Consider the following 11,877-nt stretch of genomic DNA (forward strand, 5'->3'; position numbering starts at 1 on the left):
GAATTGCCCAAGTAGAATACGGGCAACATATTCACCCCCTACCATCCTTTTGTGACGGATGTTCAGGCGGATCCTGCAATAGTTTCACCGGGTCAATGGAAACAAGAAACCCCCCGGCATCATCTGTATCTACATGTACAACTTCCGGATGTAAATTCTCCAGTGTCAATTCCAATATATTGCGAGAAAGTTTTGGAAGCAACTCACGTGATATTGTTGATTCAATCGCTCTCGCACCAGTTTCCACGGCCTTGGAACGCGCAATAAGCGCCTCTGTGGCTTTGTCGGAGATGGAAAGCTCTGCCTTGTAAGAATCACGCAAGCGTTTGCGGACCTTGTTGATCTGCAACTTCGCAATCATGGCGAGAACTTTGTCATCCAGAGGCTTGTACGGCACGATTGTTACCCGGCCAAGGAATGCCGGCTTGAACTGCCCAAGTAACTCAGGCTGCAACATATCAACCAAAGCCTGGCCTTCCGGCATCGTATCGGGATCAGCGGCAAGAGCTGTCAAAGTATTCGTGCCTGTATTGGCTGTCATCAGGATGGTCGTATTCTTGAAATCGATGTCCCGTCCTTCGCCATCCTTCAACATACCCTTGTCGAAGACCTGATAGAAAATATCCTGAACGCCGGGATGTGCCTTGTCGATCTCATCGAGAAGCAGCACGCCATATGGCCGCTTGCGCACGGCTTCGGTGAGTATACCGCCCTCTCCATAACCCACATAACCGGGCGGCGAGCCAAGAAGAAGCGAAACTTTATGCTCTTCCTTGAACTCCGACATGTTGATGATCGTCAGATTCTGATCCCCGCCGTAAAGCATCGTGGCAAGCGCGAGAGCCGTTTCAGTTTTACCAACGCCTGACGTTCCGACCATCAGGAAGACACCTGGCGGGCGCCTGTCATCGCCAAGATTGGCGCGCGCAGTGATCATTGCATCCGAAATGAGGGCAATAGCCTGATCCTGCCCGACGACGCGCTCCTGAAGGCGCGCTTCAAGGGTCTGCACAGCTTCAACAAGGCTGCGCACAAGGCGCCCCACGGGAATGCCAGTCCAACGGGCAGTCACTGCGGCAACCGTTTCGCGATCAACCACGCGATGGATCAGCGGTGACTCTCCCTGCAGCAAGCGCAGTTCCTTCTCCAGCAACCCAAGCTTTGGCCTGTTTCCCGGCTCGTCAAAGGCATCTTCAACCTTGTCGGCGACATCAACGAGAGACTTCTCCTGCTCAAGCCGCGTGGTAAACGTCTTGGCTGTTGCCTCCAGCGTCGCAAGCTGGGTCTCAATCTCCACGAGACGTTCACGACCGGTGGTTGTTTCCGGTTCAAGCTCTAGCCGCTGCTTCTCGAGATTAAGCAGATCAATCGCCCGATTTGCATCCTCGATCTGGGCTGGCACGGTGGCGCGCGAGATCGAGACCGCCGCGGACGCCGTATCGATCAAACTAACTGCTTTATCAGGCAACTGCCGTCCCTGAATATAACGCATGGACAGCGAAACAGCCGCCCTTATCGCCTCATCACGGATTTTGACCTGATGGTGCTTTTCAAGCGCAGGCACGAGACTGCGGACCATACGCACAGCCGTCTCTTCGTCAGGCTCATCGACCTTGACGACCTGAAACCGGCGGGTCAGCGCCGCATCGCGCTCAAAATACTTCTTGTATTCTGCCCATGTGGTTGCCGCGACAGTGCGAAGCTCGCCGCGTGCCAGAGCAGGCTTCAACAGGTTGGCAGCATCGCCCTGTCCTGCCTGACCGCCCGCACCAACCAGACTATGTGCCTCATCGATAAAGAGAATCACGGGAACAGGCGAGGACTTGACCTCTTCGATAACGCCCTTCAACCGGCGCTCAAACTCACCTTTGACACCGGCGCCCGCTTGCAGGAGACCGAGATCAAGCGTCAGCAATCGAATATCACGCAGCATTTCCGGAACATTGCCAGCAACCACCTCAAGGGCGAATGCCTCGACGATTGCTGTCTTGCCGACACCTGCTTCGCCAACGAGAATGGGATTATTCTGCCTGCGGCGAACCAGAATATCGATCAACTGGCGCAATTCCGCCTCTCGGCCAACAACCGCATCAATTTCGCCGTTACGGGCCTGTTCCGTCAGATCAATGGTGAAGGCTGACAGGAACTCTTCATCTCCGCCACGCGCCTGCGCCGCGTCCGCTGACTGGGCCCTTGGTGCCACCGGCTGCTCTGCACCGCGCTCTTCCATCTGGCGTTCCAGCTCGCCAAGCCTGATATCTCGGGCCGATGGCAGGGAATTGATGGTCGTGGCACGCAAAGTGCTGTCGGACAGTAATGTGTGGAGAAGATCGAGTATGCCGATGCTGGTCCGTCCGCTCTGCAGCGATGCGGCAATCCAGGCCTCACGAATAACGTCAATAATGCTGGTGGAAATGGCAGGGGCAGCGGTGTTGTCTCGCGGATATCGCCCGAGAGCACGATGAGCCTCGGCTTCCAACGATGCCAGATCGCCTCCGCTGCGCTGAACAACCTCGCGAAAACGATCGCTCTTGTCATTCAAGGCAAGCAGCCAATGTTCGATCTCGACATTGGAATGATTATTCCTCACCGCAATAGCAACGGCCTCTTCCAGCCCGACAACCATATCGCCGTCGAGCTTTTGAACCAGCCGCCTCAGATCCAGTTTTGGCATGAATTACAACCCTGCTCCCGCTTTCGTCGCATGCACAATAGAAAAATCCACAGCAGGAAATCAATCGCCAAAGCGCGATAACTGGAAATGCCAACCATGAAATAACAATGCCCCACGATATATGACATATCCATATCACTAGTGCATTATTGTTCGCACATCGGCACTATGGGCCTTTGAAACCAGTGGCGATAGCTGTCATATGCCAATGTTCCATTTGACATATTCTTCCCTTAAGGTCCAAAACGACGTTACAGAGTTTGTGTATTTGGGTTTTGCGAATGAATAACTATGAAATTCTCGGCGTGGCGTTCGCAGGAGACAATCCTTGCGGAGTTAACTTAAGAACTGACAGTACACTTGTCTCTGTCTATCAAGCCATCCGGGATGCCCGCTCAACAGCCCGCTCCGAAGACAGGACAATCGAAAACCCCGCCATCATCAGTCAGGATGATGAGCGCAATGTGAGAAACGCTGCACCCTTTGTCCATAAGCCGTCGAGCCAATGGCGCAACGTCCATGATCTCTCTTTCGAAGCTTTATCCCTGCATACGAAAGATATAGAAGTATTCTCGTGGCTCATGGAAGCTGCTGTACGCGTCGAAGGGATCAATGCTGTCGCCGAAATACTTGTTGCATTCGATAGGGTGCTCAAGGAGCATTTCGGCCAGATCCATTCGATTGATGATGAAGATATAGCGGACAAACTCGCCCCGTTGACCGGCCTCAACGGCAGTCAGGATGACGGAACGCTTGTGCGCCCGCTGCGGCTGGTTTCACTGCTTCCAAACGAGAGTTACGGCAGGCTCAGCCTTTGGGCATATGATCAGGCATTCCGCGATCTTTCGGGTCCCGATTGGGGCGAATTCCGCGACGCGCTGGAACATGTGGATGTGCATGGCTTCAGCCGCAACAAGAACGATGTGCTGCGCTCGCTCGCAGCTCTGGCCTCGATTGATGAATTTCTGACGCAGGAAAGCGGCAGCAATGTCGGCGCATTCTCCGTTTCCAGGATACAGTCGGTTCTGGACTCTATCAGTGGAGCTTATCACGAGATGGAAAAGTTCATCACGCAAGCGATCCCAAGTACGCCTGCGGTTCCAGAGATCACCGATTCCGCGCAGCCGGCCAAATCCGGCGTACAAGCACAAGCTCCTGTCGCTGTCGGCGTCATTCAAAACCGCGAACAGGCTTTCGATCAGCTCTTGCAGATTGCTTCGTTCTTCCGCACGAGCGAGCCAAATTCAGCCATTCCGCTTGCCTTGGAGACACTCGTTCGCCGAGGACGGATGGACTTTCTGCGCCTTCTGGAGGAACTTATCCCCCAAGATGACCTGCGTCGCGATGTTCTTCTGCGCGCTGGCATAGACGCCAATCAAAGACGAGAAGGAAATTGATTGGTTAAGCTGTCAAAGTATAAGCCGCATCCATTGGTTGAGAAAATAGTTGCTAACTCGAAATGGTTTGCAATAATCCCCCCACTTCTTAAGAAGCACACATAGGCAGGAGGCATCAATTGGCCAGCGTTCACGACAAACTCGAAAGAGTCCGCAAGCCGAGGGTACACATCAAGTACGAAGTTGAAACTGAAGGTGCCGTTGTCGAAAAGGAACTGCCTTTCGTTGTTGGCGTTCTTGGCGACTTCTCCGGTAATCCTTCGGAGCCGCTGAAACCATTCGGCGAGCGCAAATTCGTTCAGATCGATCGCGATAATTTCGACGATGTGATGCGCCGCATGACCCCGGGGCTGAATATCCGCGTGGAAAATACCATCGAAGGCACAGGCCGGGAGATGCCGATTTCCCTCAAGTTCGAAAAACTTGACGATTTTGAGCCCGCTTCCATTGTCGATCAGGTACCCGCGCTCAAATCCTTGCTGGATGCGCGCAACCAGCTGCGCGATCTTCTGACCAAGGCTGACCGTTCGGAAAACCTGGAAGTTCTGCTTGAACGCATTCTGCAGAACCAGGCAGATCTGAAAAAACTTGCTGCAGAGCTGGACGAACGTAAGCCTGACAGCGAAAAAGGGGCGAAATAAATGGCGACCTCCAAGAGCGCACCGCAAGGGACGACAACGACCGTTGTAACGGAGAGCCTGCTTGACGAAGCGATCTCCGCAACCAAGCAGACGTCCGCAGATCGCACGGAGCAATTGCTGCGTACCCTGACGAGCGAAGCTTTGAAGGGTACGGTTTCCTACAACCGCAATCTTTCTGTTACGATCAACAACGCGATCAAAAAGATCGACGAACTGCTGTCAACGCAGGTCGCCGAGATCATGCATAATGAGGCTTTTCGCAAACTTGAAGGCAGCTGGCGCGGCTTGCGCTATCTCGTCTACAACAGCGAAACCAGTGCAAATCTCAAGATCCGCGTATTGAACGCCAGCAAGCGTGATCTGTCCCGTGATCTGTCGAAGGCAGTTGAATTCGATCAGAGCAAGATCTTCAAAACCATCTACGAAAGTGAATTCGGCATTGCCGGTGGTGAGCCGTTTGGCGCGCTCATTGGCGATTATGAGTTTGGCAATTCGTTTGAAGATATCGAAACACTGCAGAACATGAGTTCTGTTGCTGCGGCGGCATTTGCTCCGTTCATTGCGGCGGCTGGCCCGACACTTTTTGGCTTCGACGATTTCACGGAGCTGTCCAAGCCACGCGATCTGGAAAAGATTTTCCAGACCAAGGAATATATCAAGTGGCGGTCATTCCGCGAGAGCAGCGATTCCCGCTTCGTCACCTTGACGATGCCGCGTGTTCTTACGCGCATGCCTTACGGTCCGGCAACCTTGACCATTGATGAATTCGATTTCAACGAAGCCATCAAGTTCGGTGACAATGCGATGGACCACGGCAGCTATTGCTGGTCCAACGCCTCCTATATCCTTGGCTCACGCCTTACCGATGCTTTTGCCAAGAATGGCTGGTGTACAGCTATCCGCGGCGCGGAAAATGGCGGCAAGGTCGAATCCCTGCCAGTTCATGTATTCCAAAGCGATGACGGCGACACGGACACAAAATGCCCGACTGAAATCGGCATTACCGACCGCCGTGACGCTGAACTCGGGAAGCTGGGCTTCCTGCCGCTTTGCCATTACAAGAACACTGATTATGCCGTGTTCTTCGGTGCGCAGACGACACACAAGCCTGCAAAGTATGATCGTCCGGAAGCCACGGAAAATGCTGCGATTTCGGCGCGTCTGCCTTACATGATGGCAACATCCCGGTTTGCGCATTATCTGAAGGTGATTGGCCGTGACAAGATCGGTTCCTTCATGGAAGCGGAAGATTGCCAGGCATGGCTCAATCGCTGGATCAACAACTACGTGAATGCGAACGACGATGCCGGCCCGGAAAATCGTGCGGCCTACCCGCTGCGCGATGCCCGTGTTGAGGTCAAACCTGTTGCCGGCAGCCCCGGCTCTTACGAAGCAATCGCATGGCTTCGTCCATGGCTGCAGATGGAAGAGCTGACAACATCGTTGCGCATGGTCGCGCGCATCCCGAAGGCGCGCAACTAAGCAACATTCCGGCGCACACATTCGGCGCCGGGAACCATGGCATTGAATGAATCGGCCGCCTTGCACAAACGGTGTACAGGCGGTCTTTCTTCCCGCGCATTTGGAAGAATTCAGGAGTGATGATTTCGTGATATCCGAGAGTCTGACACCGGATTCAAAACGATATGAGACTCGTCAACCATTTTCGGATGCCGCCGCGCCGGTTGCGACCGCTACACCTGATATTCGTTTTCAGATTGACAGCCTGATTGATGCCATCGATCAAACTTTGACCGCGCAGGTCAATCGGATTATCCACCACCCCGAATTTCAACGACTGGAAGCGCTTTGGCGCAACCTCTACCAATTGATCCAGCAGCCAATCGGTACAAGCCCGGTGCAAATCCGCATTTTTTCCGCAAAATGGAAAGAACTTGCCCGCGATATCGAGCGGGCCGCTGATTTTGATCAAAGCCGTCTGTTCGAGCTGATCTATTCACAGGAATTCGACATGCCGGGCGGCCAGCCTTACGGCCTTCTGATCGGAGATTATACGATTGCCGCAGGCATCAATCCAACAACCGGCACTGACGATATCGCCATTATCGAAGGCATTTCCAGTGTCGCGGCTGCAGCGTTTTCTCCATTCATTTGTGCAGCTGATCCATCGCTTCTCGAAATTGAGAGCTTTGCCGATCTCGACCGCCTGCCTGATCTCTCCTTCCTGCTCAAACCGCAACGATCCGCCCGCTGGAATAGGCTGCGCAACGCATCCGACACGCGATTTCTGGGGCTGACATTGCCCCGGATTTTGGTGCGCCGGCCTTATCGGACCAATGATATTACGCGTAAGGATGGGTTTTTCTTTCGCGAGGAGATCGATCCGAAAGGCAATAATCTGCTCTGGGGCAATTCATCCTTTGCCTTCGCCTCATTGGTCCTGAGAGAATATGCCTCGTCGGGCTGGTTTGCCGATCTGCGGGGTGTGCGGGAAGACGAGCTTAATGGCGGTCTGGTGGATTCGCTGCCCTACATTTCGTTTCCCACCGACAAGCATGATTTTGCCGCCCAGCCGCCGATCGAGCAGCGCCTCAATGCCGAGCAGGAGCAGATATTAAGTGAAGCTGGCTTCGTGCCGCTTGCCACCGTACCCTACACGCCGCATCTGGTGTTCAATTCCAATCAATCCGTCCACAAGGCGGCAAGATATGAATCCGAAATTGCCAACCGCAATGCGCGCATAGCTTCCATGTTGCAATATGTGCTGTGTGCCTGCCGTTTCGCCCATTATCTGAAGATGATCATGCGCGAAAACGTCGGCCAGATTGCAACATCCAACAGTTTGCGCGACACGCTTGAGAAATGGCTGTTTACCTATTGTATTGGCAACGACGATGCCGACAGTGTCGTCAAGGCGCGGCATCCGTTGCGATCAGCCTCCGTTGAAGTCCGGGAAATACCGGGGCGCCCGGGTGTTTACGGCTGCGTGATGCGGCTTCAACCGCATTTTCAGCTCGACGACGTAACAGCAAGTTTCCAGCTTCTCGCCGATATGAACAGCAAATCTGACCAGTCCAGCAAGGGTAAAGTGCAATGACGAACGCAACAGGAAGCGTTTCCAATCTCATCGAGTCCGGCGACCTTCAAGGCGCGATAAACGTGGCGCTGTCGATCGCCAAAATACGGCCGACGGATGATGCTGCCCGGCGTCTTCTCATTGATCTTCTGATCGTGAGCGGCGACTTTGAACGCGCCGACAAGCAAGCGGACATTCTTTCAAAAACGATTCCTGATTTGGCCATGGGGCTGGCCCTTCTGCGTGGTCGCCTGCGCGCATCCGATGCACGAGCCGCCTGGTTTGAAACCGGTGCTGTACCAGCTTTCCCCGATGGCCCAAGCGAGCATGATCAGCTGGCAATGAAGAATGCACTGGTTCTTGAAAAAAGCGTAACGGGAACAAATGGCGAGGCCACAACCCCCTTTCCTGAAAATGTCATACACGGTTCGGTCAAAATCGATGGCCGCACCGCAACGTCTTTCCGGGACCTCGATGATCGCATTCCGCATGCCATCGAAATTCTCAATACGAACGGCACCTATATGTGGATCGATTTCAACCGGATCAACCGGATCGAATTTCAGCCGGTTCAGAGCGTACGCGATCTGACGTGGCGCCAGGCGTTGTTGACCCTTCGCGATGACTCTCAGTCCGAAGTTATCATGCCAGCGACGTATTTCTCACGCGATGTCAGCGATGCGATGAAGCTTGGACGGGAAACCGACTGGGTGGAAGCCGGTGGCGGCCTGTTTGCGGGCAAGGGTCAGAAGTGCCTGCTTGTTGATGATGATGTCATTGGACTGCTTGATATCATGTCGATCGAATTCATTCCTGAGCCGGCGAACTAGAATATGGCCGTAAGCAGCAGGATATCCTTTGAATCTGTTCTTGATCGGCTTATGGATCATGACCCTGACATGACGGTCGATCAGCCTTTGACGCCGCGTGAACAGATCAACCGGGTGCGGGAGAATATCCGCCGGGATATCGAAGCGCTGCTGAATGCCCAGCAATGGCCCCGCAGCATCGAAAAAGAATTCGAAGAGCTGCAGACCAGCCTTCTGCGTTTTGGTACACCGGGATTCCACGGGCTTATGCTGGCAACGACCCAGCAACGTCTGCATCTTGCCGAAGCGATCAGAAAAGTCATCGTGGCTTTTGATCCGCGATTGGCGCGGGTGCGTGTCGGTCTCGGCAAGAGCCGCGGCGATCAGGATCGGGTTCTCGATTTGCGCATAGAGGCGGAGATGCTGCTTCCCGACGGTGTAGAAGCCATTGTTTTCGACACGTCGCTTGATCCAGCCACACGGCATTTCCTGATTGGCGGCGCACATCATGGCTAACCGCTTTCTCAATTGGTACAATAGTGAGCTTGGTTCCCTGCGCAAACGCGCAGCGAGGTTTGCGCAGCAGCATCCAAAGGTGGCCGGACGTCTTCGTCTCACACCCGAGGCTGTTGACGATCCGCATGTGGAACGCCTCATTCAGGGATTTGCCTATACGGCTGCCCGTATCCGGCAGAAGATTGATGATGACTTTCCGGAACTGACCGAAACGCTGCTTGAGGCCCTGTATCCGCATTATCTGGCGCAGATACCTTCAATGTCGATCCTGAAATTTGACCCTTCCGCTCAGCAGGACGAGTCGATCGTTCTGCCGCGCGCGATGGTGGTCGACTCTGAACCGGTTCGGGGGGATACCTGCCGCTTTTCCACGACACAGGAACTGACGCTGAGCCCTGTCGCAATAACGGATTGCAAACTTGCGCAACCGCCATATGTTGCGCCGCCCGTGCAGGATCTGTCTCCGATGTCGTGCCTGTCAATCAGCGTAGCGACAACGGGACCGGTCGATAGCGTTGCAAGCCTTGATCTGGACCGGCTGACATTCTTTATTCGGGCGCCTTTTGCGACAGGGGCCGCGCTTTATGAACTGTTGTTCAACCACACTATAGGGATAGCAGTTGGACGACACCGCGAAGACAAGGCAGCCTTGCGCCTTTCTCCCAACGCTTTGAAGCCAATCAGCTTTGATTACGACAAGCGGATGCTTCCTTATTCCAAACGAAGCTTTCCGGGTTTCCGATTGCTCGCCGAATTCTTCGCCCTGCCTGAGAAATTCCTGTTTTTCGAGCTGAGTGGATTAAAGTCGTTTCTAGGCAGTATACCGGGGAAAGAGTTTCACCTCTTTTTCTACCTCGATACATCGGCAAATACGCTTGTTAATGCGGTGGATTCGACGAGTTTTGATCTGCACTGCTCACCCGTGATAAATCTGTTCGAGCAGCGTGCTGAGCCGATTTCTGTCAACCATATGCTTGACGAATATGATGTACTGCCCGATGCCCGCTACAATTCAACCCGCGAGATATACGCCATTGAGCGCGTTGATATTTCGGACCAGAAGGGCCAGCGCAAGGAGGTTCCCCCCTTCTTCGGACGCAAGAAACAAACCAATGAAAGCCGGGCGGACATATTCTGGCAATACAAACGCGACATTGGCGAGGACAATAAGTCATTCAAGGCAAAGCTGCGGTTTGTCGATATGAATCTCAACCCGGCTATGCCGGAGGATCATCTCGTCGCCTCCGTCGATACATTATGTATCAACCGTGGTTTGCCCGAGCTTCTGCCATTTGGCGGCGGACAACCCTATTTCAAGACGCAGGCAACAATCAGCGAAATCGGCAAGATCAATTGCCTCCTCCCCCCGACGCATACGCACCGGTTTGAGTCAGAGGGCGAATCCTACTGGAAACTCATATCGCACCTATCGCTCAACCATCTTCCGCTTACCAGCGGTGATCCGGAAATCCTGAAGAGTATGCTGCGGCTCTATGATTTCAGGCATGCCCCTGAAATGCGCTCGATGATCGAGGCGATATCCTCTGTGACCAGCCAGAAGGCAACCGCACGCCTGAAGGACGGAACGATTGCCAGCGGCGTCGACGTGACCATCGAATTCAACGAAGCCCTGATGGATCGCGGTGTCGCCTATCTTTTCGGATCAGTCCTGTCACACTTTTTCGGGCTCTACGCGTCAATCAACACATTTGCGCGACTGACAGTGCGGCTCACTGGTCTTGCATTGCCTGTTGTTCGCTTCCCGGCTCGCACAGCCGATGAGGTGCTGTTGTGACAGACGCGCAACCGGGATCTCTCCTTGATCGGCTGAAAGCAGATCCACATCTTTTTGACCCAGATGCGGCGCATCTGCTTCTCGAATTGGCGGGCGAGAAAGCCACGTCCACGATCTCACTGACATCCCACGCAACCCATAATCATGCCGCAACGGCACTTTCGGGCGCTGAGAGCCGGGGCGAAACGGTAAGTATTCATGCAAACTACATCGGACTGGTTGGTCCGGTAGCAGCATTGCCATCGGTTTATACGGACAGGGCCCTTGATGAGAAGCGCCGACGCAGTTCGAGCTATTTCGATTTTCTCGAGGTTTTTACGGCCGAGCTGCGCGGCATGTTCTTTGCCAGCTCGAGAAAATACCGGCTATCCAGCCTGATCCAGCTCTTTGGCATCGGTCCGAAGAACAAGGTTACACGAAGCATTTATTCGCTTCTGGGGCTTGCAGCGCCAAAGCTGATCGAAGGGCTGAAGATCGAACCGGAAGTACCGCTGTATTTCTCCGGTTTCTTTGCCAATCAGCGGCGAACAGCTGTCAATCTCCGACTTATGCTGTCCGAATTCCTTGGTTACGAAGTCGCTGTTCATCAATTTCAAAAGCGTTGGCTTGCAGTTGACCCTTCTGAACAAACACAGTTAGGCAGCAACAGCAGGGATAATGCCCTGCTGGGCATCACTGCGATCGCTGGTTCTTCCTATGCGGATCGCAGAAGTGCGATCCGGATTTCCATTGGTCCGTTGCGATACGGCGAATATCTCTCGCTCATGCCAGCCCGGAAGAAGTTTGCCGAATTGACTGAATTGGTGCGCCTGTACTGCGGCCCCTCCCTGTCATTCGAAATTCAGCTTATTCTGGCCAAAGAGGATATTCCCGAGGCACGCTTGCAAGACGGATCACCGGTTGGACGGCTTGGATGGGATTTGTGGGTCAGACAGGCTCCCGCCGCCAAGGACAGCGCAGATGCGGTGTTCGACCCCGATAAGACCCTCCAGGCATCAGCCTGATACG

9 protein-coding genes are annotated in these 11,877 nt (G+C 54.0%); 8 read left to right on the forward strand and 1 reads right to left on the reverse strand.

Annotated elements, in window-relative coordinates; translation table 11 throughout:
* Positions 1 to 31: 31 nt before the first annotated feature.
* On the reverse strand, positions 32 to 2,674 hold the full coding sequence (gene tssH / locus FHW17_RS21940; protein WP_112530577.1) for a type VI secretion system ATPase TssH: 2,643 nt from the start codon (positions 2,672 to 2,674) through the stop codon (positions 32 to 34).
* Positions 2,675 to 2,955: 281 nt separating this feature from the next.
* On the opposite strand from tssH, the gene FHW17_RS21945 reads away from it, so the two are divergent.
* From FHW17_RS21945 to tssG, 8 genes are all read left to right on the forward strand, one after another.
* Complete coding sequence (locus FHW17_RS21945) at positions 2,956 to 4,071, forward strand: type VI secretion system ImpA family N-terminal domain-containing protein (RefSeq protein WP_112530574.1); 1,116 nt, start codon at positions 2,956 to 2,958, stop codon at positions 4,069 to 4,071.
* A gap of 119 nt (positions 4,072 to 4,190) precedes the next feature.
* Positions 4,191 to 4,712, forward strand: coding sequence for a type VI secretion system contractile sheath small subunit (gene tssB / locus FHW17_RS21950; protein ID WP_091886554.1), 522 nt, complete (start codon positions 4,191 to 4,193; stop codon positions 4,710 to 4,712).
* On the forward strand, positions 4,713 to 6,194 hold the full coding sequence (gene tssC / locus FHW17_RS21955; RefSeq protein WP_091886552.1) for a type VI secretion system contractile sheath large subunit: 1,482 nt from the start codon (positions 4,713 to 4,715) through the stop codon (positions 6,192 to 6,194).
* A gap of 127 nt (positions 6,195 to 6,321) precedes the next feature.
* Positions 6,322 to 7,770: a type VI secretion system contractile sheath large subunit gene (tssC, locus tag FHW17_RS21960; RefSeq protein WP_112530581.1), complete on the forward strand. Its 1,449-nt coding sequence runs from the start codon at positions 6,322 to 6,324 to the stop codon at positions 7,768 to 7,770.
* Positions 7,767 to 8,579 carry a type VI secretion system accessory protein TagJ gene (locus FHW17_RS21965; RefSeq protein WP_112530572.1) on the forward strand — a complete coding sequence of 271 codons (813 nt, stop codon included), beginning with the start codon at positions 7,767 to 7,769 and terminating at the stop codon, positions 8,577 to 8,579. Before tssC (FHW17_RS21960) ends, FHW17_RS21965 begins: the two co-directional genes overlap by 4 nt.
* Before the next feature lie 3 nt (positions 8,580 to 8,582).
* Entirely contained in the window at positions 8,583 to 9,074 is a 492-nt protein-coding gene (gene tssE / locus FHW17_RS21970) for a type VI secretion system baseplate subunit TssE (protein WP_091886546.1), read from the forward strand.
* On the forward strand, positions 9,067 to 10,869 hold the full coding sequence (gene tssF / locus FHW17_RS21975) for a type VI secretion system baseplate subunit TssF (RefSeq protein WP_112530570.1): 1,803 nt from the start codon (positions 9,067 to 9,069) through the stop codon (positions 10,867 to 10,869). Before tssE ends, tssF begins: the two co-directional genes overlap by 8 nt.
* Positions 10,866 to 11,873: a type VI secretion system baseplate subunit TssG gene (gene tssG, locus FHW17_RS21980; protein ID WP_112530568.1), complete on the forward strand. Its 1,008-nt coding sequence runs from the start codon at positions 10,866 to 10,868 to the stop codon at positions 11,871 to 11,873. The genes tssF and tssG overlap by 4 nt, the downstream gene beginning before the upstream one ends.
* The last annotated feature ends 4 nt before the right edge of the window (positions 11,874 to 11,877 follow it).

This window comes from Phyllobacterium sp. P30BS-XVII, from assembly GCF_014138335.1.
Lineage (GTDB): Bacteria > Pseudomonadota > Alphaproteobacteria > Rhizobiales > Rhizobiaceae > Phyllobacterium > Phyllobacterium meliloti.

Coding starts and splice junctions, on each gene's coding strand:
- tssF (WP_112530570.1), top strand. CDS start 9,067: ATGGCTAACCGCTTTCTCAATTGGTACAATAGTGAGCTTGGTTCCCTG.
- tssH (WP_112530577.1), bottom strand. CDS start 2,674: ATGCCAAAACTGGATCTGAGGCGGCTGGTTCAAAAGCTCGACGGCGAT.
- FHW17_RS21945 (WP_112530574.1), top strand. CDS start 2,956: ATGAATAACTATGAAATTCTCGGCGTGGCGTTCGCAGGAGACAATCCT.
- FHW17_RS21965 (WP_112530572.1), top strand. CDS start 7,767: ATGACGAACGCAACAGGAAGCGTTTCCAATCTCATCGAGTCCGGCGAC.
- tssE (WP_091886546.1), top strand. CDS start 8,583: ATGGCCGTAAGCAGCAGGATATCCTTTGAATCTGTTCTTGATCGGCTT.
- tssC (WP_091886552.1), top strand. CDS start 4,713: ATGGCGACCTCCAAGAGCGCACCGCAAGGGACGACAACGACCGTTGTA.